The following is a 22,738-nucleotide window of genomic DNA, read 5'->3' on the forward strand; positions in this document are numbered from 1 at the left end:
TCTCCCTTTTAAGAGGTTGTTCAAAAAGCATCTTTGGACCCCATGAACACCCGGACCGTCTTGAACAGGATCCGAATGTCCTGGGTCGTGGATTGTTCACGGATGTACCTTAAATCCAGCTCCACCATTTCGCGGAACCCCAGGGCGTTTCTGCCGCTTACCTGCCACAAGCCGGTACAGCCCGGAACCACGCTCAGCCGCTGCATGTCGTAAGGGGTGTAGGCTTCTACTTCCGCAGGCAGTGGCGGCCGCGGTCCGACCAGGCTCATCTCGCCTTTCAGTACGTTCCACAGCTGCGGGAGTTCATCCAGGCTCGTTTTTCGAAGAATGCGTCCCACCTTCGTGATCCGTGGGTCGTTCTTCATTTTAAACATGGCACCTTCAACCTCATTTAGGTGAACCAGCTTCTGTTGAAGCTGTTCGGCATTAACGACCATGGAGCGAATTTTGTACATTTTGAACGTTTTTCCGTTCTTGCCTACCCGAATCTGCGAGAACAGCATCGGTCCTCGGGGGCTCTCCACCTTCATGCACACGAAGATGATCATAAACAGAGGCAGAAGAAGAATAAGGCCAACAGCGGATAGCACGGCATCCGTCGTTCGTTTCAACCGGAAGTACCCTAAACGGGGCTTCACCGGGAAAGAGCTCGCACCTGTCATCACGGGAAACTCTTCGGCTGCAGCGGTTTCCAACGTTCTTGTTTCAATCGTTTCGATATTCATGGCTTGATTCAATCTCCTATCTAGCCAACGTTCGGTTCTTATGTATCATTTGCTCAAGTCCGTGCAAAAGGGGAAGCCGCAGCTCCTCTTTCATCAACGCGAATTCAACCGATGTAAGAATGAACCCGAGCTTTTCCCCGACATCATAGCGCGTACCTTCATATTGGTAGGCATACACTTCCTCGATTTCAGTCATTCGCTGAATGGCATCCGTTAGTTGGATCTCTCCGCCGATTCCTTCCTCCATCTGCTCCAGGTAAGAGAAAATCGCCGGGGTCAGAATATAACGTCCCATGATCGCCAGATTGGAAGGTGCGTCCTCGGCTTTCGGTTTTTCTACCATTCCTTGCACTCTGGACAGTCCTCCGATGGTGGGCACCGGATACGGATCAATGATTCCATATCGGTGTACTTCTTCAGGAGATACGTACTTAACGCCAATCACGGAACTCCGGGTCTGTTCATACTGTTCGATTAACTGCTTGATGCACGGTTTCTCGGCACGAACAATATCATCCCCGAGCAGGACGGCAAACGGTTCGTTGCCTATGAATTTTCGCGCGCACCATACGGCATGCCCCAACCCTTTGGGTTCTTTCTGGCGAATATAATGAATGTCCGCCATGCGAGAGGGCCGCTGCACCTCATGAAGCAATTCAAGCTTCTTGGTCTGCCTAAGCTTATGCTCCAGTTCAAATGCATGGTCGAAATGGTCCTCAATCGCCCGCTTGCCTTTGCCTGTAACGATAATGATGTCCTCGATACCGGACTCAATCGCTTCTTCCACAATGTACTGGATCGTAGGCTTATCCACGATCGGAAGCATCTCTTTGGGCATTGCTTTTGTAGCTGGCAAGAATCGAGTACCCAGTCCGGCAGCAGGAATGATAGCCTTTTTAATGGTTGCCATTGTCCGTTCCTCCTCTATCCTAATTCGTTCGTTTTACCGGAAAATTGGGTATTCCATGTGAAGCTCTATGTAAACAAGAGAGGGCATCTAACCCTTCCTCACTTTACGCCATCGACGATGAACGTCTAAGCCATCCTGTTTGACGGATGCCCACAGCATAATCGAGTGCCTACGGTGGTAGAGGTTCAGTAGGCATTACCTGATGTATGCTTTAAGTAACAACGTTTATTCGGACGCGTTAACGATGGCCTTTCCGGAACCGGGCGGTTCAACCGGACTGCGTCTTGACACGGAGCTGCCTCTCGCTTTGAAGTCACTTGACTTGAAGTGCTGTATGACGGCCAGTGTCGGAAGTCCGAGAACCAGTTCAACCTCTTTGTCGGTGCGGATGGAATCATCCAAATATTCGAGCAAGAAACAGAAACCTATCGACAGCATCAGCGACACAACGAAAGCAATCACGACATACAGCAGAGGACTTGGAGTGACCGGTCTGGGATCGGCGTTATTCTCGTAGAGGATGGTGATGTTCCCGCCGGGAATGATAGAGGATATTTCGGATTTGAATACGTCGGCAACGGCCGTCGCTACTTTGAGCGCGCCATCGTAACTATAATCCCTGACGGATATCGTCATGACAGGTGTATCCTGTACGGTATCGACCACCATCATATCCATCAGGTCTTTCACGGTCAGCTTCAATTCCGGGTGCTGTTCCACCACTTTTTCCAGAATCACGCTAGTTCCGATAATTTCTTTGTATGTATAAACCAGACGCATCCCCATATCCATATCATCTGAACTAAGGACAGACTTTTTTTCTTCGGTCTTATTGGTCACGATCATCTTGTTGCTTGCTTCGTACTGGGGTTCAACCATTCGATAACTGTAAAATCCAACGAGTACGCAGACTACGGCAACCACGAGGAGAATTAACCACAGCCTTTTCTTCAACACGGTTGCATACTCTTTAATTTCAAGTTCCACTGAATTTCCTCCGTCCATAAGCAAATGTGCTTCCGTAGATACATTTTGTATCATTTAGCATCTTCAATTTACGATACAATTCGTATCGTGTCAATACTGATTTGGTCTTATTTACCTACAAACGATACATTTTGTTACACAATCAGAAAGTAAATTCAGATCTTTCAACATGATTTCTAGGCATGTAAGCGTACACAAATATAAATGCATGGCCGAAACAAAAAAGAAAAACGCCCCCATTCGGCAGGCGTTTACATTTTTTGGTACTCTATTCTCTCATTTGTGAGTCGTTATAACTAATTGATCTTATTCCAATAGAGCTTGCTCTGTTTGTCGAGACGTGTAACATCGCGGAGGACGTATCGTCTGCCCTCCGTATCCTTGATTGTATAATCATTCTCCGAGAGGAAATCGATGCTCTCTTGCGGCTGGTCTATGCGAAATGAGATCCTGCCATACGTCGTCTCCACTTCCCATAGCCAATTCCTGCCCCGGCGCTTGATTCCCATAATTTTCAATATTTCGGGAATCAAATAGCTTCGCTGCAGTTCTTCCCTGGCAGCCGACTGGCTTTTCTTATCCAGTTCATCCAGCGAAAGGATAAAATGAACCTCTTGATCCAATGCAGAGCGTACAGAAACGTACCCCTCCGGCTTCGTGACCGGAAATGTCAGAACAAGGCGCACTTTACCGATTGTCTCTCGGTTTTTTTCCGCCTCTAGTTCGCCTCTCCCGTTGCGATAGAGTCGAAGACTTTGGTCCTGAGCCCATACTTCCCTTCTCGCTACCATCATGTAGCAACCTCCTGCATCGGTATCCATTCGTCTTTCGGGGCTTTCGCCTGCGCTGCATGAAGCAAACGATGATATACCCCTTGGCGTCTCAGAAGCTCTTCATGGCTTCCACTCTCGACTAGCCTCCCTCCTTCAAGAACCAGAAGCCGATCCGCTCGCCGAAGAGTCGACAGCCGATGAGCAATGACAAGAGTCGTTCTGCCTTGAACCACCGTATCCAGCGCCTCCTGAATGACAGCTTCGGTCTCCACATCGACCGAGGAGGTCGCCTCATCCAAGATCAGAATCGGAGGATCGAGCAGCACGGCTCTGGCAATCGCTATACGCTGCCTCTCTCCTCCGGACAACCGATGCCCTCTCTCTCCTACCTTTGTCTCATAGCCGTCAGGGAGGCGGCATATAAAGTCATGCGCATTTGCGGTCCTTGCCGCTTGAATAATGTCCTCTGTACTGGCTTCGGGGCATCCATAAGCGATATTCTGCGCTATGGTCCCATCGAAGAGGAAGGTTTCCTGAAACACTACCCCAATATTTCTCCTTAACTCCTCCTGCTTAATGCTGGTAAGCCTTCGTCCGTCCACATAGATGTCCCCCTCGTCCGGATCATAAAATCGGCACAACAGATGGATCAAGGTCGACTTCCCCGCTCCTGACGGACCGATGATGCCTATCATCTCGCCAGGTGCTATTCGTAGGTTGATCCCTTGGAGAATTCGTCGATCTTGCGTATAGCCGAAAGCCACCTGATCATAGACGATTTCGCCTTGAACGTTGTTAAAGCTCGGAGCTTTCTCGTCATCCTTCACTTCAGCAGGCGTTTGAATCACCTCAAAGATTCGTTCGGCCGATCCCAGCACCTCATTGATCCAGCTGGCGGATTGCGCCAGCCATTTGACAGGACCGAAGAACATGATCAAATACGATGCATATGCGCTTAATGTTCCGACAGTCATGCTGCCTTCCAGCACGCTCCGTCCTCCGGCAAACCATACGAGGGCTGCAAACAGTGAAATGAATAACGTGAGTACCGGCGTCATGAACATCCATAAGTTTTGAATTGAAATCATGCGATGAACATATTTTTGATTGACCTGATCAAAGCGTGCTTTTTCAGCATGTTCCTTGGAGAAGGCTTTTATGATTCGTATTCCCTGAAGAGCCTCCCCTACCATATTTTGAACGTGAATGGACGACTGCCACTGGGCATACCACATGTCCCGGACTTTCGGCCACAGTCGCATCACAACGATTCCAAGCGGCGGCAGCGGCAGAAGGATCATCAGGGTCAAGCGCCAATCCAAATAGAACAGCATTCCCATAATAAAAATAGCGGATAAAAATTGAGAGGTCAGGTGAACAATCCCTTGGGACATAAAATTCTTGAGCGCATCCGTATCCTGATTAATGCGTCCGATATATTGAGATACCTGCCGATTATCAAAAAAACGCATCGATTGTTTCATCAGGGCATGAAACATATCTCTGCGAATCTCCCCAAGGAAGCGTCCACCGATCCTAATGGCCGTATAACCTTCGATCATCTGAAGCAATGCCTGCAGAATATACAAACCGGCGAGCATTGCGGCCAACCATATCAATGACGCGGAATCCCCGTCTGAGCGAGTAAGCGATGATATTTCATCAATGATCCATTTGATTACGTAGGGTGGTGCCAGGGATACAAGAACGGTAACGATTACGATGATCCCCATCATCATGATAGAAGATCGATAGGCTCTGCTCCGCTGAAGAAGATGGGACACCGTACTCCATTTCGGATTGCAGCGCATGCAGAAAGCGGAAGCTGTCCGTTTTGCGCGGCCGCAGCGGTCACATTTTCCCTTCTTTTCATCCAAATCGCCGCATTGGTCCATACGATGCGGCGATGAATCCGTTATCCACTGTTCGACTTGCGGCAGAGCCTTGCGACAGGACTCAAGGTACGGTTCCGTGAATCGTAAAATTTCAACCGGGCCATCCGCAGTGCCAGCGACAAGACAACCACCGCCGATGACCTCAACCAGGTCGATCTTCATCATTTTACGCTTGGGAATCTCCAGCAATTCCCTTCCTTCCCGATCCAGCACCTGCAGCCTGGAAGCTGTAAACACAAGCTGCAACGGTTCAAAACGCACATCACGATTCAAGTCTCCGTGCAATATTAGCCAGGGCATCTCTTTGCCATGCGTTTCCAATCGTTCCGAAATCCTCGATCCTCGTTTTCGTAATATCCTCATATCATCACATCTTTCTATTTAAAGCCTTCTTAACGACAAATACCGCCTTACCATCTTTGGCCACAGCGGTATGTTGAGCGTTATCCAGGTTAGAATCGACAATTTCCAATGATCGGCAGGAATCCAACCCTTCCTTTTATAAGTTCCGGTAAACCGTCCCAAGATTTGTTCTTTCCGTACCGGCTCATCCGGGACAATGTTGGTGTCCCCTTTAAATATGTATCGTTTCAAGCTGCCTTCGCCATGAATGTCATGAAGCCGATGACAGACGAGGCTTCCCGCTCCTGTAACAAAGAGATAGACTTCACCGATTCTGGCTTCCTCATGATTGAGCTTTTCAAAAGAACTTAGCTCCCCCTCCACCATGAAGGGGTACATGCTGCGCCCCAAGGAGGGAAGTTGGATCCCCCCGCGTCTTTCCATCCATTCGTTGGCGATTCTGGCCTCATCCAGCATACGTCAGAAGGCCGCTGCCCAACAGTTCTTCAATAAATGGTTTTACGTCCTGCTCAGCAGTATGACGGTCAATGTCATACTCCTCCGCAATTTTTTCAATGATTCCTTCCATGTGCCCATATTCCGGGATGATGCTCCAGATATACCCCCCGAGTTCATTCAGCTTGGTTGCCACATGCTCCTTCATGTTCAGCAGTATCCATTCGTTTCCGATCATTTCGCTTTCAACATGCTCGTTTCTTATCAGCAGCCTCGTTTGTGTTTGGCTCATGAAATCCTCTCCCAAAACGTATCATTTTTCTGAAAATAGAGCTGATAGGAAGGTACTTGCTGCACTACCTTCTTGCATAAAGCAATCATATTTCTTGTTTCCTCAGGATCATGACGCCAATAAAACACCTTATCCAGCATTAGCGCGAATCCATCCAACGGCGTTATGGACACACGCTCCACTTCAGGGGATTGAATAATGTAATGGATGCCGGATAATTCGGCTTCCTCAAGTTCACAGGGATTCTCCATCTCGCTGCGAAATGGAGAATCGAACACGGTTACACGTCCGTTTTCTTCTATGTACAGAAACGTAGCTTCATCAGATAAAATCGGACGGGGACGCGACAGCTCAGCGACAGTCGACTTACCTGCACCGGATTGGCCTGCGAACATCCACGCTTTGCCGTCTTGAACCACACAAGAGGAATGGATCAGCAGTCCGCGCTCTCCATGGATTAGCCATGAGCTGTACAAATTAATTAATGCATGCTTCAGGGCAAACTCGTCATAGACATGGATTTCCGCCGAACTGTAATCCCGGGATGAAATCATATGATAATCACAGCGTTTGAAGTTAATTAGATGTTCGGATACAGAAATCTGGACAGGTCCATCATCAAATGGCTCTCCGTACCCACCTCGAATACGAACATACAAATCAGCCTGAGGATCCTGACCAGAAATGGCGGATACCCTAAATCGCTTGGCGACAAATTCGGCTATCCGTTTCGATTCGGTTTTAAAGGACACCCGGGACTTTCCGACTATTGCCGTTGCTACATACATATGATCAACCTCGACTTCCACCTATAATAATTCAATTCCAGCGAAGCGCTTTATGGAACGATGAACAAAGGAATGTATAAATACTACCAAATAGGGTTTCCGCCGCCGCCCGGGTTGCTGGGACGAGTCGTGCCAAACTCCACTTTGCCCTGTGCCAAAATTTTTGGAGCCTCGTAGGTCTTTTTCATACTTAACACCTCCTTCTTGAGCATTAGTTTATGATACAATTTGTATCATGTCAACTAGATAATGCTACATATCACAACCAAAAAATAGTAAAAATATCCTATCTGAAAATTTCACGTTTTCTTATCCACAACAGCGGCAAATTCCAAATAAGGAATCCTACCTGGGACCAGCGCTGCCTCCAAGTATCATGGACCGTGAAGGCGGTCATCATTCTAAACCATGAGTAACTAAAGCCCTTGCGACCCTGCATAACTTTACGCGCCTTTTCAAGATTCCATCCTGGATATTTAAACTTGTATGAAAGCAGCGGCAGCGGCCATCGTGCCTGAAGATGCGGGAACATGCTGTAAACCAGATTCAAAGCGATCCATACCTTCGAGAGATTTCGATCCACAGCGGCCATATCCAACAGTTTCTCGTAATCCAGCCTTGTATCAAGGGAATGTATAAGCGTTGCAATGTCTACAAAGTATTTCATCGACATCATATGATGGTTCATGCCGTGCAGACAAATATGGTAAAAGGTGTGCAACGGGCTTAGCTCGTAAATGTAATTAAAATCGCTCATCACGCAAGCTTCGTCCCACAAACGGGACACATCCGTAGCCGTAAAATCCTCTCTGCTGATATTCCAATGCAATTCAATGGTTAGCGAGGGAAAATTATCGTTATCCAATGATTTGACGTATTCTTCATGAAAATGTGTAGCATCGCCCGCAGCTTTAACAAATCCAGCATTCGTCAACAGCGTGGCGGCTCGATGCAAGTCCTCCTTGCCCACAAGCAGGTCGATATCTGTTGTGCCGCGTGCTGCGAGACCGCCAAAATAGCGTTCTGCAAGCAGCGTTCCCTTGAGAGGGATCGCTTCTATACAGGACGCTTCGAAGGTCTGCAGGATCTTTTTGAGCTCGATTTTTATAAAAAGGTTCTGTAAGAGTACGGTATTTGCATCAGAGCTTAATTTGCGCCGGAATTTTTCCGGGATTTGAAGAAGAAGTTGTTTTCGCTCAAGCCCTGAGAAAACCTGGGGCCCGATATCAAACAATTCGACATCTTCCATCAGTTTGTCATATTGAGATTCACTCAGGGAAGGAAGCCTCCCCTGGTACAACTCATCCAGAAACATAACCAGAATGTCGCGGTTCTTCATTTCAACCACTTACTACCGTAATAAAGCTGCTCTGCTTCATTTTCTCTGATCGTTATATTGTTAAGCACTACCCCAAGAAGATGGGCCTTAACATGCTCAAGTTGAGTTTTGGCTTTTCTCACCTGGGATTTCTTCACCTTCCCACCCAGTACAACTAAAACGACGCCATCGCATAAAGCACTGACAATAAGCGCATCGCTCACTGCCAATATGGGAGGGGTATCAAACAAAATCATGTCGTAGCGTTGCTTAAGATCGTGAACTAACATTTGCATGTTGTGGGAACCTAGCATTTCGGAAGGGTTGTATGGAATAGAGCCGGAAGTTATGACGGAGAGATTCGTAACCGCCGTCGGCCGAATGACGTCTTCAACATCTACCTGCTGGGCCAAGACATTGGTCAATCCGGTATCGTTCGAAACGCCGAATACGTGATGCAGTGAGGGTTTGCGCAAATCCGCTTCAATCAACAGCACATTTTTGCCTTCATGCGCATAGGCGACGGCCAAGTTGCTAACTGTGGTTGTTTTGCCTTCGTTCATTTGAGCCGAGCCAACCATGATCACCCTAACCTGTTTGTCATGAACGGAAAATTGAATGTTCGTCCTTAGCCCCCGATACGATTCCGCTGCCGGAGATTTCGGGTTAATGACGGTAACCAGAGGATTTTTGTATTTTCTCGCCATTTAACTCACCTGCCTATTAAAATAGTCCGATCCCTGTGAAAAGAGTGAGCGGATTTAAGGTAAAAGAACTAATGACCAAGCATCTTAAATATAGTAAAATGTCTGTATCTAGTTTGTTACTGTATGATTAGCTTTTTATTATATTGGCCTGGCGAACGATATATGTAATTTTGATAAACGGCATGGCTAAACGCCACATGACTGCTTATCATCCGGTTAAGCATGCCCGTTATCCGTGCTTTTTGATCACGATCCGTACATATTTGAACCTGATACAACCGATAATCATGCAATGGCTCTTGAGTCTGTATCCTCCCATAAACCTGAATATGATCAAACATGTCATCGATTTCATAACGCAGCTTTATCTTGGGACTCATGGGGATATCCCAGGGACACAGGAAAACAAGCTTCTCCGGACCCAGCTCGATCGGCGTCACATCGTGGCTTCTGCCGTGCAGGCTCAGGGGACCAATCTCCATGACTCTAATCCCTACCTTAATAAGATGCTTCGTTTCGCTTGACATCAGGAATTTAATTCTCCTTTATTTCTATAAATTCTGGTATGGGACATTTTATCGATGGATAAAATGATACTAAGTGTCACTCAAAAAATGATAACAGATACAAATTGTATCGTTTTATTTTCCAATTTTACGATACATATCGTATCGAGTCAATAGAAAAATCGTCATTTTCTACCTTCCGTGTGTAAATTTAGGATGTTGCGTAATTTTACGATCCTCTCATCACCAAACCGTGACTTTACGTACATTAAGCTGCTTTATATAGAATCGACGCATTTTTCTAATCACACCATCAGGTATGCCAAGCAATTGAAAGGGGGATCAAAGCATGAACTACGGAGAACGAATTGCAGAACTACGTGAACAGCGCGGGTGGACTCAAGAAGAACTCGCTACCTCTGTCGGCATTACTCGTGCTGCACTATCCCATTACGAAAAAAACCGGCGCAAGCCGGATTTTGAAACATTGACCCGCCTGGCAGACCTCTTTGACGTATCCATAGACTATCTGATCGGGAGAACAACATTGGAGAAATCGGTGCTTGACCCGGAGGTTCGCTCATTTGTGGACGGACTTGAGCTTTCGGACCAGGATTTGCTGGAGCGGTTCAATCTCACGGTGGATGGCCGCAAGTTAACCGAAGAGGAAGCCAAAAGATTTATTGCTTTTGTTCGCATGGAACGCTCCATGAAATAATGCAGATCATGAAGATGGAAATCCCCGTTACTCACTATGTCCAACATAGCGGTATCGGGGATTTTCACTAGAGTCATGTTTAGCAATGACAAATGTATTAATCGTTATGAGTTTCCTCCATTTGCAGCCATTTATCAGGATGGATTCCCAATTGAGTCATGAGCTTATTGATGTCGATGTTCGTCTTCTGCTGGTCAAGCCGCTGCTCGGTGCTTCCGGAGCCTCTCTCCTTGTCCACACTCATTTCTTCAACTACCTCGCTTATCTATAGTTTCATCTCCATCCCTGCTGCATGAACACGATGATAACGCATATCTTCCCAACAACTTACTTACCAATATTATAACGAATGAAATCACATGATGCTGTCGTCTTGTGGAGCCTTTGTCCTATGCTTCCGGTTCTAATTTTGTCGAATTTTCTTTTGGTGAATCCTGTCATCACCATAGAAGATTCTTAAACCCTTGTAATTTATTTATATATGAAGAAAAACCACATTGCATTCATTAAAGAATACAATGTGGTTTCCCGTCATACGTTTTGGATTCTAGTTCCCTGTACGTGCCAACTCTTTCATATTCGCCTCGAAGGCGGCGAGGAGCGCTGCTTCCCCTGTCAGGCCTTGATCTTGTACCTTCTCGATATGCAGCAGCATGCGTTTGTAATCCTTCGGAATGATACGGACAAAGCGGCTGAGCGCTTGATCCCAGTCTCCCAGAATTTGCTGTGCCGGCACGCTGCCGGTATACTGCTCATGCTGCCGGACAAGACGGTGGAGGGCTTCCGCTTCCGTTCCATCCTCGACGCGTTCCAGAAGCACCATCTCCAGATTGCAGCGATCCACGAAAGTTCCCTCAGGATCATAGACGTAGGCTATGCCGCCGGACATCCCGGCCGCGAAGTTGCGTCCGGTTTCCCCGAGAACGACCACCCGGCCGCCGGTCATATATTCGCAACCATGATCGCCGACGCCTTCAACGACAATGTTCGCGCCCGAATTACGTACGGCAAAACGCTCGCCGGCAATGCCTCTTACATAGGCTTCTCCGCCTGTAGCCCCATAGAATGCGGTATTCCCCGCAATAATGTTCTCCTCGGCTTTGAAGGTTGCTTTAGGTGAAGGTTTTACGATCAGCTTGCCGCCGGAAAGGCCTTTACCGATATAGTCGTTGGCATCCCCTTCAACCGTCAGCGTCATCCCTTTCGGCACAAATGCGCCGAAGCTCTGCCCTGCGGAACCCACGAAGTCGAATTGAATGGTGTCTTCCGGCAATCCGGCAGCACCATACTTGCGCGTGACTTCGCTTCCCAGGATGGTTCCCACGGCACGGTCCACGTTCGTGATCGGGAAGGTGCCCTTCACCGCAGCTCCCGATTCCAATGCCGGTGCCGCGGTGCCCAGCAGCGAACGCATATCCAGCGTCTGTTCCAGACCATGATTCTGTCTTTGGGTACGGTAGCGCGTGCTGCCCTCCGGCAGCTCCGGCGTATACAGCAATGCCGAAATATCCACGCCTTTCTTCTTCCAGTGATGTTCCGCTTTGACGGCATCCAGGCAATCCGTACGACCAATCATCTCGTTAATGGTACGGAAGCCAAGCTCAGCCATCAGCTCGCGCATGTCTTGAGCGACAAAGCGCATAAAGTTGGCGACATGCTCCGGATCTCCCGTAAAGTTCTTGCGCAGCTCCGGATTCTGCGTGGCCACGCCAACCGGGCAGGTGTCCATTTGGCAGACGCGCATCATAATGCATCCGACGGCAATCAATGGTGCCGTTGAGAATCCATACTCTTCGGCTCCGAGCAGAGCCGCCACCACCAAATCGCGCCCGTTCAGCATTTTGCCGTCGGTCTCCAGCACCACGCGGTCACGCAGATTGTTCATGATGAGGGTTTGATGGGTCTCGGCCAGGCCAAGCTCCCATGGCATGCCTGCATGACGGATGGAGCCTTGCGGCGAAGCACCCGTGCCGCCATCGTAACCGCTGATCAGGATGATGTCCGCGCGGCCCTTCGCAACGCCTGCGGCAATCGTGCCTACGCCCACTTCGGATACGAGCTTCACGTTGATATCCGCACGTGGATTGGAATTTTTCAGGTCATAGATCAGCTCCGCCAAATCCTCGATGGAGTAAATATCATGATGCGGCGGCGGCGAGATCAGCCCTACGCCCGGCGTCGAACCGCGGACCTCGGCCACCCAAGGGTATACCTTGCGGCCCGGCAGCTGTCCGCCTTCACCCGGCTTCGCTCCCTGCGCCATCTTGATCTGGATTTCGTCCGCATTCACCAGGTAATTGGAGGTGACGCCGAAACGTCCCGACGCCACCTGCTTGATGGCACTTCGGCGGGAATCGCCGTTGGCATCCGGAATGAAGCGGGCCGGATCCTCTCCGCCTTCACCCGTGTTGCTCTTACCGCCGATGCGGTTCATCCCGATCGCGAGGCTTTCATGCGCTTCCTTGCTGATGGAGCCAAAGGACATCGCGCCCGTTTTGAATCGGCGCATGATGGACTCCGCGGATTCAACCTCATCGAGCGGCACCGGTTTGCCGGCCGGCTTGATTTTGAGCAGGGCGCGCAGCGTCAGATGCTGCTCATTCTCACCCTGCACGAGCTCGGCGTACTTCTTGTAAGTTGCGTAGTCATTGGTCCGGACGGCCTGCTGCAGCAAATGGATGGTTCTCGGATTGAACAAATGCTCTTCCCCGTCCGCTCTCCATTGGTATTCGCCGGCTGAATCCAGCGCTTTATCGTTGCCGTCCTTATCGGTAAAGGCACGCTCGTGATGGGCCAGCGTTTCCCTGGCCACTTCCTCCAGGCCGATGCCGCCGATGCGGGACGGCGTCCGCGTGAAGTAGCTCTCCACGAAATCTTCCTTCAGGCCGACGGCTTCAAAGATTTGTGCGCCGCGATAGGACTGAATCGTGGAGATCCCCATCTTCGACAACACTTTCACGACGCTTTTGCTTGCCGCTTTAATGTAATTTTTCACAGCCTTCTCATGCGAGATGCCGCGAAGCATGCCTTCCTGAATCATGTCGTCCAGCGTTTCGAACGCAAGATACGGGTTGACCGCGCTCACGCCGTAACCGAGCAGCAGAGCGTAATGATGGACTTCGCGAGGTTCGCCGGATTCAAGCAGGATCGCCACCTTGGTCCGGGTTCCCTGACGAATCAGGTGATGATGGAGCGACGAAACGGCTAGCAGCGAAGGAATCGCCGCATTGTCCTTATCCACGCCGCGGTCGGACAGGATCAGGATGTTATGCCCCTTGGCGATGACTCGATCCGCGGCTTCGCAGAGGGTGTCGATCGCCTTGCGAAGCCCTTCGGCTCCTTCGGCCGCCGGGAAGAAGATCGGAATCGTCATGGACTTGAAGCCCGGACGGCGGACATGGCGCAGCTTCGCAAACTCTTCGTTGGACAGCACCGGCGAATCCAGGCGGATGTGGCGGCAGCTTTCCGGTTCCGGCTTCAGCAGATTGCGCTCCGGGCCGATCGTCGTCGCCGTCGAAGTGACCAGCTCCTCGCGGATCGCATCGATCGGCGGATTCGTTACTTGGGCGAACATCTGCTTGAAGTAGTTGAACAGCCGCTGCGGGCGGTCGGACAGCACTGCAAGCGGTGCGTCATATCCCATGGAAGCGATCGCTTCCGCGCCGGTGATCGCCATCGGCTCGATCACTTTGCGCAGTTCCTCGTACGTGTAGCCGAACGCTTGCTGCAGCTGACGTACATTTTCATGCTTCGGATCCGGCAGTTCCGGCGCGTCAGGGAGATCATGAAGCTCTACCAGATGCTCATCCAGCCACTCAGAATATGGAAGTTCCGCGGCGATACTTGCTTTGACTTCTTCATCGGAGATGATCCGACCTTCCTTCGTATCAACAAGGAGCATCCGACCAGGACGCAAGCGGTCCTTGTACAGCACGTTTTCCGGCGGAATATCCAGAACACCCGCTTCGGAGGACAGAATGATCAGATCATCCTTCGTTACGTAATAACGGGATGGACGCAGTCCGTTCCGGTCCAGGGTAGCCCCGATCTGAACACCGTCCGTGAACGCCATTGCTGCCGGGCCGTCCCATGGCTCCATCAGCGTGCTGTGGTATTCATAGAATGCTTTTTTGGTCTTATCCATGCTCTCATGGTTGCTCCACGGCTCAGGGACCATCATCATGGCCACATGCGGCAGGGAACGACCGCTGAGATACAGGAATTCAAATGTATTATCGAACATCCCGGTATCGGATCCGTCCGGGTTGATGACAGGTTTCACCTTCTCCAAATCGCTTCCGAACAGTTCATGCTCGAATAGCGATTGACGGGCGTGCATCCAGTTTACATTTCCGCGCAGAGTGTTGATCTCGCCGTTGTGGATCATAAAGCGGTACGGATGCGCGCGTTCCCAGCTTGGGAACGTGTTCGTACTGAAACGGGAGTGAATCAGCGCAATAGCGGATTCCAATCCCTCTTGCTGCAGATCCAGGTAAAATTCCCCAACCTGCTCCGTCGTTAACATGCCTTTGTACACGATTTTCCGGCAGGACAGGCTGGATACATAGAAGCTGTCGCCTTCGGGCTTGCCGCTGTAACGGATCGCCAGCTCGGCGCGGCGGCGGATCACATACAGCTTGCGCTCGAACGAGAGATCATCCTGAATGTCGGAACTTCGTCCGATGAACACTTGGCGGACATACGGCTTTGCCGCTTTTGCGGACTTGCCCAGCATTTCATCATGGGTAGGCACATCGCGGAAGCCAAGCAGGGTCTGGCCTTCTTCGGCAATAATCGAAGCCAATTGCTCCTCATGCGCCGAACGGACGGCAGGATCATGGGAAAGGAACAGCATGCCTGCACCGTAATGCCCGGCTTCGGGAAGCTCAAAGCCCAGTTTCGCCGCTTCGGCAGCAAAGAAGGAATGAGGAATCTGCAACATGATCCCCGCACCGTCACCGGAGTTCGGCTCGCTGCCCTGACCGCCGCGATGCTCCATATTGGCAAGCATGGTCAGCGCGCTGCTGACGATTTCATGGGATGGCTTACCCTTGATATGGGCAACGAAACCCATACCGCAAGCATCTTTTTCGAACTGCGGATCATAGAGGCCCTGTTTCTGGGGAAAATCAGTATGTTTCATAAGATGCAACCTTTCTTTTTATAGAATAAAATGCTGCTGATCAATAACAGAAAACATAAAGTGCGTGTTCAAAAAGGTCGGTTTTCAGCACCGAGAAGATTGGATGAAGCTAGGGACTGAGGAGTGGAGCGTACGTTTTGGTACGTGAGCACCGGAAGGCCCGGCTGAATTCAAGATTCGATGTCGAGTGGCTTCCTGATTCACTTCGTGATCAAAAGCGGACTTTTTGAACAACCTCGTAAAGGTTGGACATCAATCCTCTCCTGCAGTGGAGACACTGTCTTGAGGCGATGCAGTATTGTGCAAAATCGACAAGGGTTAACATTTACCTAACACGTAAGATTAATTAGTTCTATATATTTTATCACCGTCATACAATGCAGGCAATTCAAAGTTTTTATGAATTTGATAAGAATTGTTTTTGTGAGAGTAATCACAAAAGTTAGTTAAATATTATGTAGAATAGTGCAAAAAAACATGCAAATAGAACATTCCGAACAAGCGGTTTTCATCACTTTTTTCGTAATTCGTTATCATATCGCTCCGCTTTGGCCGCTCACTCCTCTCTCCGGCAGTGAAGCCGTGATCATCCTGACCATCCATCCTATATACAATGAAGCTCCTTCATGATCGATTCTCGGGAATATTTCCAGCGGCAGGTTGAGGGGAGCCGATGAACCTTGACGCAACATACCCGGTATCGCGTCGATGATCGCCACGTTATGTCGGCTCATCAAAAAAAGGACCTCCCCTGGATCTGTTCGATCCTTCGGGGAAGTCCTTTTCCTTACATATTATATAGAAGTTCTTCTTACGCAGTCACCGCTGTATCGGCGTCTGCTGCTTGCTTGTTGTTTCGGATTGCCAGGAAGTACACCGCGGTCAACACTAGGAACACCAGGCCGAATCCGGCCAGTACGCCCACGTTGGCCCACATGCCGTCGAAGCTTCCCGTGGAAATGACGTCTTTGTAGCCTTTTACGCTGTAGGTCATCGGCAGCAGCGGATTCAAAGCCTTCATCCAGTTCGGAATCAGCTCTACCGGGAACGTGCCCGCGCTCGTTGTCAATTGAAGGATCAGGATTACGATGACGACGAAGCGTCCAGGCTGATCCAGCCATGTGACGAACATTTGCACCAGGAACATGAACGACAAGCTGGTAATGATGGAGAAGAGATAGAAGAGCGGAACGCTCTGAACCTCTAGCTTCAATCCGTACAACATGACAACCGAAGCCAGCAGCGCTTGAATCAATCCCATGCCGGCAAAGGACAGCGTACGGCTGACAAACCGGTTCCAGCCCGATGCGTTCGGTACCGATGCCTCGCGGATCGGCAGAATAATCGTGCAGAGCAGGGCTCCGACAAACAAGCCGAGCGACAGGAAGTATGGCGCGAATCCGGTACCGTAGTTCGGTACTTCGTTCACTTTATGCTCATCTACCTGAACCGGTCCGGCAAACATCGTGACCGTTTCGTCGGTGGTTTGGATACCGCCAGTCTTGTCGGCAGCCTCGTTCAGCTTGCCTGCAAGCTCCCCGCTGCCTTCCTTCAATTCGTTCATTCCGTTGACCAGCTCGCCAGCCCCGGAATCCAGCTGTTTCGAGCCGTCGGCGAGGGTCGTTACGCCGCTTCCCAGCTTGCCGGCTCCGCCTGCCAGCTGCTGCGTGCCCTGCGACAGGGCGGCCGCGCCGCTGGCAAGCTCCTTGCCGCCGGCTGCCGCTTCGCTCAGCTTCGTGCCGAACAGCTTCATGCCGTCGGCCAATTGGTTTTGGCCGGCGTTCAGCTGTTTGGCGCCGGCCAGCAGCTCTTGGCCGCCCGCGGCGAGCTGTTTGCCGCCGTCAGCGAGCTGGTTCGCGCCGGCGCTCAGCTTGCCTGCGCCTTCCTGCAGCTGCTGCGTGCCTTGGTTCAGCTCCGCTGCGCCTTGCGCCAGCTGCTTCTGACCGGCATTCAGCTCATTCGTGCCGGAGGCGACGGACTGGCTCGCGGCCAGCAGCTTCTGAACCTCCGGACTTTGCATCAGCTCCGGATTGCCTTCGGCCAGCTGCTTCAGGCCGTCCGCAACGGCCTTTGCGCCTTGCTCCAGCGCAGCCGTGGCTTCCAGCGATTGATTCAGGCCGGCCTTCAGGCTGCCGCTGCCATCATGAGCGCTCTTCGCGCCAGCGGCAAGCTGGGCTGCCCCTGCCTGGTTGGCTTGCAGGCCTTCATTCAAGGCCGTGCTGCCGGCTGCAGCAGATTCAATGCCCGCCTGCAGCTTGGCACCGCCCTTGGCGGCCTCTTCTGCCCCTGCTTGCAGCTGGCTGTGAGCCGCCTTAAGCTGATCCAGGCCGGAGGCGAGGGAGCCCGCTCCCGTGTTCAGCTTGCCGGCACCGTTATTCAGCTCCTGCACGCCCTGCGTCAATGGCGCGATGCCGTCTTGCAGCTCCTGCGTGCCGCTGACGAGTTTAGCCAGGTTCTCTTTGAGCTTCACTGCGCCGTCGTCCAGCTTCACGGCACCTTCGGACAGCTTCGTGGCGCCGTCCCCCGCTTCGCTTAGGCCGTCAGATACTTTGGCCACTTGGTCGAACAGGGTTTCCGTGTAGGCTTCCGTCACTTTCGCCGACACCTTGGACTGAATCTGCTTCACGGCAGATCCGCCGATCTGTGCCGCAAGAAAGTTGTAGCCTTCGTTCGGCTCGAAGACGATTTGCGCAGGCTGCGGATGTTCATCCATTAACGTTGTCGCCTGCTGCGAGAAATTTTCCGGAATGCTGATGGTCATGTAGTATTTGTTATCCTGCATGCCCTGTTCAGCTTCACTCCGGTTAACGAACTGCCAATTAAAATCTTTTCCCTTCTTCAGCTCGGCCACCAAATCCTCGCCGGCGTGAAGCGTCTTTCCTTCAAAAACAGCGCCCTGGTCGTTATTGACGACCGCTACGGGCAAATCCTCCATCTTTCCGTACGGGTCCCAGAAGGCCCCGAGGAACATACCGCTGTACATGACCGGTATGAACAGCACCGCGATGATCGGAATCAATATTTTTTTATTCCGAACGGCGGCACCAAGATCTTTGGCAAACACAGATAATGACTTCATCCAGTCTCTCTCCTTTTTTTTCTATAGATACAGCAGTTAACCAGCCGACATGAATCTGCTCTTACGGCAAATCACATCTTCATTCCAGTACACAATGACCAATATGCTCATTCGGTCAGTTTAGACCAAAAAAAACGATCCCTGGCAAGGAAGGCGATCCCTCAAGCCAAGAGAGTCCGCCTTCCTCATCACAAAGGAGATTGCATCTTTCTCTTACGAGGAGGCTTTGAGCCCGTCAGCCAAGAACACCATCATATATTCCTTGATCTGTTCCTTGCTGAGCGGCTTGTGAAGCTGATTGAAGTCGGTCGTGAGCGCAACGTACAGCTTCAGCATCACAAAGGATACCACCTGAGCATCCAGCGGCTTGATCTCACCGATCGAAATGGCATTCTCCACGATTCCCTTGAGATACCCGACGATTCCGTTCTCCACTTTCGTCAATCCCTCATGCGCCTTAGGCGTGCCGATGTCCCGAACTTCCTGCGACAGCTTGATGAACAGCTCATGCTCGCTTCGGAATTCAAGCAACGCATCCAGCACCCGGTAGAGATTGTCAAAGAAATCCCTGTCCTTCCGTATCTCCCGTTCGGCCAGACGTTTCATCTCCATGATGGCCGATAGCAGGATCTCGTCGAACAGCTCATCCTTATTCGTGAAAAACGTGTAGATCGTGCCTTTCCCAACATTTGCAATCTTCGCCACCTGTTCCATCGTCGTCGCTTTGTATCCGAACAAAGCAAACGACTTGGAGGCAGCATCTAGCACCTGCTTCCGTCGGTCCACAGCTGGCATGCTTACCCCTCCTTCTACGATCTTCTTTTGATTGGCCTTTTCTTTCGAAAATGACCAAAATACAATTCTGGTCATTCGGTCAAAAATCACTTTACCAGATTATCGGATGCGTTGCAATATCTTTCGTTAATTTTTTTTGAAAATGCGGATGCAGGGTTCAAATCTTATCATAACGTCTAATGAAAGAAAAAGTCCGCCGGTAAAATAAATTGAAATGCTTTTCCCTTTTGCGCGTATACTTAGGATGCATACTCTTTTTTTTCGCGCCGCTCTTCAAAAAATGATTCCTGTTTTGTAAGATAGAGGGAGAAAGAAGTAGGTGAAACCATGCGATATACAAGAGTGCTCCTCTTCTCAGAGGGTTTCGGCACAGGACATACGCAAGCGGCGTATGCGCTGGCTGAAGGTATACAGCGGATGAATCCCCGCATCCACTGCCGCGTCATTGAACTTGGCAATTTTTTGAATCCCACCGTGGGGCCGTTGATTTTGTCCGCTTATCGAAAAACCGTCAGCACCCGGCCGCGCCTTGTCGGCATGCTGTACCGTTCGCAATATAAGAAATCGTTAAACCGTCTGACGCGGCTCGCGCTGCATCGGATTTTCTATGCGCAGGCCCAGCGCGTCATCGAGGAGCTGAAACCGGATCTGATCATATGCACCCACCCGTTTCCCAACGCCGTGGTCTCCCGCCTGAAGCGCCAGGGGCTTGATGTTCCGCTCTATACGCTGATTACCGACTATGATGCGCACGGCACCTGGGTCAATCCGGAGGTTGATGAATATCTCGTATCGACGCCTCATGTGAAAAAGATGCTCATGCTGCGGGAGATTGAGCCGGAATTCATCCATGTGACCGGCATTCCGGTGCATCCGAAGTTCTGGGAAAGAGGCAGCCGGGTTGCGCTGCAGGCCGAGCTTGAATTAAAGAACATGCCCACCGTGCTGATCATGGGGGGCGGATGGGGCCTCGTATTCAACAAGGAGCTGCTCAGCAAGCTGGCCGGCAGGGCCGATGATATCCAGCTGGTCTTCTGTATGGGACAGAACGATAAGCTGGTTGCCAGCATGCGCGAAGATCCGATCTTCCAGCATCCCAACATTCATGTTCTCGGTTATCGGGACGATATACATAAACTGATGGACGTGTCCGATCTTCTCATCACGAAGCCCGGCGGGATGACATGCACGGAAGGAGCCGCCAAGGGAATTCCGATGCTGTTCTATGAGCCTATCCCGGGACAGGAAGAAGTGAATTCCCACTTCTTTGTCAGCGAAGGCTACGGGGAAATTCTCGACTCCCCTGCCGTGATCGACAAGTGGTTGAACCTGCTGTCCGATCATTATGACCAGGTGGAGAAGAAGCGTAACGGAGCGGGCCGGCAGCGCACGCCTCATCTGGAGCCCGACCACTGCGCCGGCCAGGTGATGGGATTGCTGACCGAAGGACGCATACCCGTTTATCCCGAAGATGCCGTCAAAATATTGGCGGACCAGCCCTAATATGCATCCTGTTCCAAGAACGCGCTTATGCACTTATCCTCTACCAAAAAGCTTCCCTGTCCTATGTGACAGGGAAGCTTTTTTAAGTATAAATCGATCTATATTTCCAGCGTTTCTCCTGCTTTCAACGGATGACCCTGAATGCCCGTTTGGGCCAGTTCGTCGCAGAAGGCCCTTGCATCCTGTTTAATGCCCGGGAACGTGTCATAGTGCACCGGGATGACATGCTTCGCACGAATCCACTGTGCGGCCAACAGGGCGTCCTGCGGGCCCATCGTTAACATATCCCCGATCGGCAGCGCGGCTGCATCGATGTTGTTCATCTCTCCGATCAGGCGCATATCGCCAAACAAACTTGTGTCGCCAGCATGATAGAACGTTTTTCCGCCCATGGTCAGAATGACGCCTCCAGGCTGCCCCGCATAGATCCAGGTATCCCCCACCGAGATGGAGGAAGAATGGAAGGCCGGGGTAAACTTCACCTTAAAACCGTCGAACTGCGCGCTTCCGCCGATATTCATTCCATGGGATTTGGCTCCCTGCTGGCCGCAATACACGGCGAGTTCGTACACGGCGATAATCGGACAATCATTCTGTTTCGCAATTTCGATGCAGTCGCCAAAGTGGTCGGAGTGCCCATGCGTCAGAACCACTGCATCCACTTTCACGTCACTGGGTTCGATGCCGGAACCGGGATTACCGGACAGCAACGGGTCGATGATGACACGAACGCCGCCTTCCTCCACCAATATGCTGGAATGGCCATAATACGTAATATTCATGGTTAAACACACCTCCTACATCCTAGTTTACCCTTATGGGCACTACTTGTAAAAAGAGTGATTTCCTATTTTTTTAACAAAAGTCCTGGAATGATGCACCGTGAGATCCTGAGCCAGCTTCAAAGACAGGAAGAAGTACGTATCGTCCTTCACCTCTTTTTGGCCATGAAGCGCCGCATTCACGGACTTAATCGTCTCTTCGTTCGGCTGGACACGTTTAAGACGCCCGTTCGCTACAGGACTAAATTGATGCTTTTGATAGATGACATCGGTAATCGTATCGGGAAAATTGGCTGACCGCAGCCGGTTTAAGACAACGTTGGCAACTGCCACCTTGCCTTCGTACGGTTCGCCTTCCGCCTCTGCCATGACAATCTTCTGGAGCAGAAGCAGTTCTTCAGCTGACAAATCATAGGTCCAGGTCGCTTTGTCTTTTTGGTCCTGGGTTAACGTATTTGTTCTTGTGAAGAATAAAGTTGTGGGGGGTGATAGGCTTTCCGCCTTGGATTTGACGACATGAGTCCCCTTTTGTTTTGCCGGTTTCCCGTCCGCAGCCTGAGATTTGGTTGCTTTCTTCTTCTCATCTGCAGTCTTCAATGATGCTTTCGAGTTGATATTCCCGGAGGCTAAACCAATGCCTTTTGCGTTTGAAAAAGCATGAACCTTGCTCCCCGGCTTATTCCACTCTTGGAAAACAATTGAAGACAAAATGTTGACAGGTTCCCTATCCTGCTGCCTACTCTCAGCTTTAACGTAGTGATCAGGGTCGCCTTCCGGAACCGGAGCAGCCGTTACAAATTTGGGCATGTCCTGCTTTGGCTCTTTCCCTTCCGTCGTTTTCGATTGCATTCCAAGCAAACTTATAAGAGACAAACTCACAAAGAGCGCTCCGATGAGCAGCGCAACCCAGCGATTTTGCCGTAGCACTTTCATAACCATATTTTTCCTCCTATGATGTCGGCACATTTCTACACTATGTAACCACATTTTTAGGCGTTGAAAACATGGTAATTTTATGA

20 protein-coding genes are annotated in these 22,738 nt (G+C 50.6%); 2 read left to right on the forward strand and 18 right to left on the reverse strand.

Translation table 11 applies throughout. The annotated features are described in order from the left end of the window. Positions 1-20 precede the first annotated feature (20 nt). The 11 genes from GYMC10_RS26370 to GYMC10_RS26420 form a co-directional block, all read right to left on the reverse strand. Positions 21-725, reverse strand: a complete 705-nt coding sequence (locus GYMC10_RS26370) for a sugar transferase (RefSeq protein ID WP_015737321.1) — start codon at positions 723-725, stop codon at positions 21-23. Between the two features lie 16 nt (positions 726-741). Then, positions 742-1,635: a UTP--glucose-1-phosphate uridylyltransferase GalU gene (gene galU / locus GYMC10_RS26375; RefSeq protein WP_015737322.1), complete on the reverse strand. Its 894-nt coding sequence runs from the start codon at positions 1,633-1,635 to the stop codon at positions 742-744. Between the two features lie 225 nt (positions 1,636-1,860). After that, positions 1,861-2,622 (reverse strand): YveK family protein, encoded by a 762-nt coding sequence (locus tag GYMC10_RS26380; RefSeq protein WP_009590440.1) that lies wholly within the window; start codon positions 2,620-2,622, stop codon positions 1,861-1,863. A gap of 296 nt (positions 2,623-2,918) precedes the next feature. Then, the gene (locus tag GYMC10_RS26385; protein ID WP_015737323.1) at positions 2,919-3,416 is read right to left on the reverse strand and encodes a DUF1854 domain-containing protein; all 498 of its coding nucleotides are present in this window, start codon (positions 3,414-3,416) and stop codon (positions 2,919-2,921) included. After that, on the reverse strand, positions 3,413-5,551 hold the full coding sequence (locus tag GYMC10_RS26390) for an ABC transporter ATP-binding protein (protein ID WP_144374356.1): 2,139 nt from the start codon (positions 5,549-5,551) through the stop codon (positions 3,413-3,415). The genes GYMC10_RS26385 and GYMC10_RS26390 overlap by 4 nt, the downstream gene beginning before the upstream one ends. A gap of 120 nt (positions 5,552-5,671) precedes the next feature. Next, positions 5,672-6,109, reverse strand: coding sequence for a signal peptidase I (locus GYMC10_RS26395; protein ID WP_015737325.1), 438 nt, complete (start codon positions 6,107-6,109; stop codon positions 5,672-5,674). Then, positions 6,099-6,380, reverse strand: a complete 282-nt coding sequence (locus GYMC10_RS26400; protein ID WP_009590425.1) for a PqqD family protein — start codon at positions 6,378-6,380, stop codon at positions 6,099-6,101. Before GYMC10_RS26400 ends, GYMC10_RS26395 begins: the two co-directional genes overlap by 11 nt. After that, positions 6,377-7,168, reverse strand: coding sequence for a hypothetical protein (locus GYMC10_RS26405; protein ID WP_015737326.1), 792 nt, complete (start codon positions 7,166-7,168; stop codon positions 6,377-6,379). The genes GYMC10_RS26400 and GYMC10_RS26405 overlap by 4 nt, the downstream gene beginning before the upstream one ends. Positions 7,169-7,454: 286 nt before the next feature. Further along, complete coding sequence (locus tag GYMC10_RS26410; protein ID WP_015737327.1) at positions 7,455-8,507, reverse strand: nucleotidyltransferase family protein; 1,053 nt, start codon at positions 8,505-8,507, stop codon at positions 7,455-7,457. Next, positions 8,504-9,193: a CpsD/CapB family tyrosine-protein kinase gene (locus GYMC10_RS26415; RefSeq protein ID WP_009590428.1), complete on the reverse strand. Its 690-nt coding sequence runs from the start codon at positions 9,191-9,193 to the stop codon at positions 8,504-8,506. Before GYMC10_RS26415 ends, GYMC10_RS26410 begins: the two co-directional genes overlap by 4 nt. A 116-nt stretch (positions 9,194-9,309) precedes the next feature. Beyond that, positions 9,310-9,720 carry a hypothetical protein gene (locus GYMC10_RS26420; protein WP_015737328.1) on the reverse strand — a complete coding sequence of 137 codons (411 nt, stop codon included), beginning with the start codon at positions 9,718-9,720 and terminating at the stop codon, positions 9,310-9,312. 328 nt (positions 9,721-10,048) lie between these two features. Here GYMC10_RS26420 and GYMC10_RS26425 point away from each other — a divergent pair, with 328 nt between their 5' ends. Next, a complete protein-coding gene (locus GYMC10_RS26425; RefSeq protein ID WP_009590422.1) occupies positions 10,049-10,417 on the forward strand; it encodes a helix-turn-helix domain-containing protein in 369 nt (122 codons plus the stop codon). Between the two features lie 97 nt (positions 10,418-10,514). On the opposite strand, the gene GYMC10_RS32670 is transcribed toward GYMC10_RS26425, so the two are convergent. The 5 genes from GYMC10_RS32670 to GYMC10_RS26445 all read right to left on the reverse strand — a co-directional run bounded on the left by GYMC10_RS32670 (position 10,515) and on the right by GYMC10_RS26445 (position 19,434). Beyond that, positions 10,515-10,661 (reverse strand): hypothetical protein, encoded by a 147-nt coding sequence (locus tag GYMC10_RS32670; RefSeq protein ID WP_015737329.1) that lies wholly within the window; start codon positions 10,659-10,661, stop codon positions 10,515-10,517. Positions 10,662-10,964: 303 nt separating this feature from the next. Beyond that, on the reverse strand, positions 10,965-15,560 hold the full coding sequence (gene gltB / locus GYMC10_RS26430) for a glutamate synthase large subunit (RefSeq protein ID WP_015737330.1): 4,596 nt from the start codon (positions 15,558-15,560) through the stop codon (positions 10,965-10,967). Between the two features lie 533 nt (positions 15,561-16,093). Next, entirely contained in the window at positions 16,094-16,294 is a 201-nt protein-coding gene (locus tag GYMC10_RS26435) for a hypothetical protein (RefSeq protein WP_015737331.1), read from the reverse strand. Positions 16,295-16,371: 77 nt separating this feature from the next. Continuing rightward, entirely contained in the window at positions 16,372-18,639 is a 2,268-nt protein-coding gene (locus tag GYMC10_RS26440) for a YhgE/Pip domain-containing protein (protein WP_015737332.1), read from the reverse strand. Positions 18,640-18,852: 213 nt separating this feature from the next. Beyond that, positions 18,853-19,434 carry a TetR/AcrR family transcriptional regulator gene (locus GYMC10_RS26445; protein WP_015737333.1) on the reverse strand — a complete coding sequence of 194 codons (582 nt, stop codon included), beginning with the start codon at positions 19,432-19,434 and terminating at the stop codon, positions 18,853-18,855. Positions 19,435-19,761: 327 nt separating this feature from the next. Here GYMC10_RS26445 and GYMC10_RS26450 point away from each other — a divergent pair, with 327 nt between their 5' ends. Next, positions 19,762-20,937, forward strand: coding sequence for a UDP-N-acetylglucosamine--LPS N-acetylglucosamine transferase (locus tag GYMC10_RS26450; protein WP_015737334.1), 1,176 nt, complete (start codon positions 19,762-19,764; stop codon positions 20,935-20,937). Between the two features lie 98 nt (positions 20,938-21,035). Here GYMC10_RS26450 and GYMC10_RS26455 read toward each other — a convergent pair whose 3' ends face one another. After that, positions 21,036-21,719: a metal-dependent hydrolase gene (locus GYMC10_RS26455; protein ID WP_015737335.1), complete on the reverse strand. Its 684-nt coding sequence runs from the start codon at positions 21,717-21,719 to the stop codon at positions 21,036-21,038. Positions 21,720-21,761: 42 nt separating this feature from the next. Beyond that, positions 21,762-22,658: a cell wall hydrolase gene (locus tag GYMC10_RS26460; RefSeq protein ID WP_015737336.1), complete on the reverse strand. Its 897-nt coding sequence runs from the start codon at positions 22,656-22,658 to the stop codon at positions 21,762-21,764. Between the last annotated feature and the right edge of the window lie 80 nt (positions 22,659-22,738).

Origin of the sequence: Paenibacillus sp. Y412MC10 (assembly GCF_000024685.1) — a bacterium.
Taxonomy (GTDB): Bacteria; Bacillota; Bacilli; order Paenibacillales; family Paenibacillaceae; genus Paenibacillus_AQ; species Paenibacillus_AQ lautus_A.

Bases quoted from the DNA above. Each gene is read 5' to 3' on its own strand.
- GYMC10_RS26370 (WP_015737321.1), bottom strand. From the start codon at position 725: ATGAATATCGAAACGATTGAAACAAGAACGTTGGAAACCGCTGCAGCC.
- galU (WP_015737322.1), bottom strand. From the start codon at position 1,635: ATGGCAACCATTAAAAAGGCTATCATTCCTGCTGCCGGACTGGGTACT.
- GYMC10_RS26385 (WP_015737323.1), bottom strand. From the start codon at position 3,416: ATGATGGTAGCGAGAAGGGAAGTATGGGCTCAGGACCAAAGTCTTCGA.
- GYMC10_RS26395 (WP_015737325.1), bottom strand. From the start codon at position 6,109: ATGCTGGATGAGGCCAGAATCGCCAACGAATGGATGGAAAGACGCGGG.
- GYMC10_RS26400 (WP_009590425.1), bottom strand. From the start codon at position 6,380: ATGAGCCAAACACAAACGAGGCTGCTGATAAGAAACGAGCATGTTGAA.
- GYMC10_RS26405 (WP_015737326.1), bottom strand. From the start codon at position 7,168: ATGTATGTAGCAACGGCAATAGTCGGAAAGTCCCGGGTGTCCTTTAAA.
- GYMC10_RS26410 (WP_015737327.1), bottom strand. From the start codon at position 8,507: ATGAAGAACCGCGACATTCTGGTTATGTTTCTGGATGAGTTGTACCAG.
- GYMC10_RS26415 (WP_009590428.1), bottom strand. From the start codon at position 9,193: ATGGCGAGAAAATACAAAAATCCTCTGGTTACCGTCATTAACCCGAAA.
- GYMC10_RS26420 (WP_015737328.1), bottom strand. From the start codon at position 9,720: ATGTCAAGCGAAACGAAGCATCTTATTAAGGTAGGGATTAGAGTCATG.
- GYMC10_RS26425 (WP_009590422.1), top strand. From the start codon at position 10,049: ATGAACTACGGAGAACGAATTGCAGAACTACGTGAACAGCGCGGGTGG.
- GYMC10_RS32670 (WP_015737329.1), bottom strand. From the start codon at position 10,661: ATGAGTGTGGACAAGGAGAGAGGCTCCGGAAGCACCGAGCAGCGGCTT.
- gltB (WP_015737330.1), bottom strand. From the start codon at position 15,560: ATGAAACATACTGATTTTCCCCAGAAACAGGGCCTCTATGATCCGCAG.
- GYMC10_RS26435 (WP_015737331.1), bottom strand. From the start codon at position 16,294: ATGAGCCGACATAACGTGGCGATCATCGACGCGATACCGGGTATGTTG.
- GYMC10_RS26440 (WP_015737332.1), bottom strand. From the start codon at position 18,639: ATGAAGTCATTATCTGTGTTTGCCAAAGATCTTGGTGCCGCCGTTCGG.
- GYMC10_RS26445 (WP_015737333.1), bottom strand. From the start codon at position 19,434: ATGCCAGCTGTGGACCGACGGAAGCAGGTGCTAGATGCTGCCTCCAAG.
- GYMC10_RS26450 (WP_015737334.1), top strand. From the start codon at position 19,762: ATGCGATATACAAGAGTGCTCCTCTTCTCAGAGGGTTTCGGCACAGGA.
- GYMC10_RS26455 (WP_015737335.1), bottom strand. From the start codon at position 21,719: ATGAATATTACGTATTATGGCCATTCCAGCATATTGGTGGAGGAAGGC.
- GYMC10_RS26460 (WP_015737336.1), bottom strand. From the start codon at position 22,658: ATGGTTATGAAAGTGCTACGGCAAAATCGCTGGGTTGCGCTGCTCATC.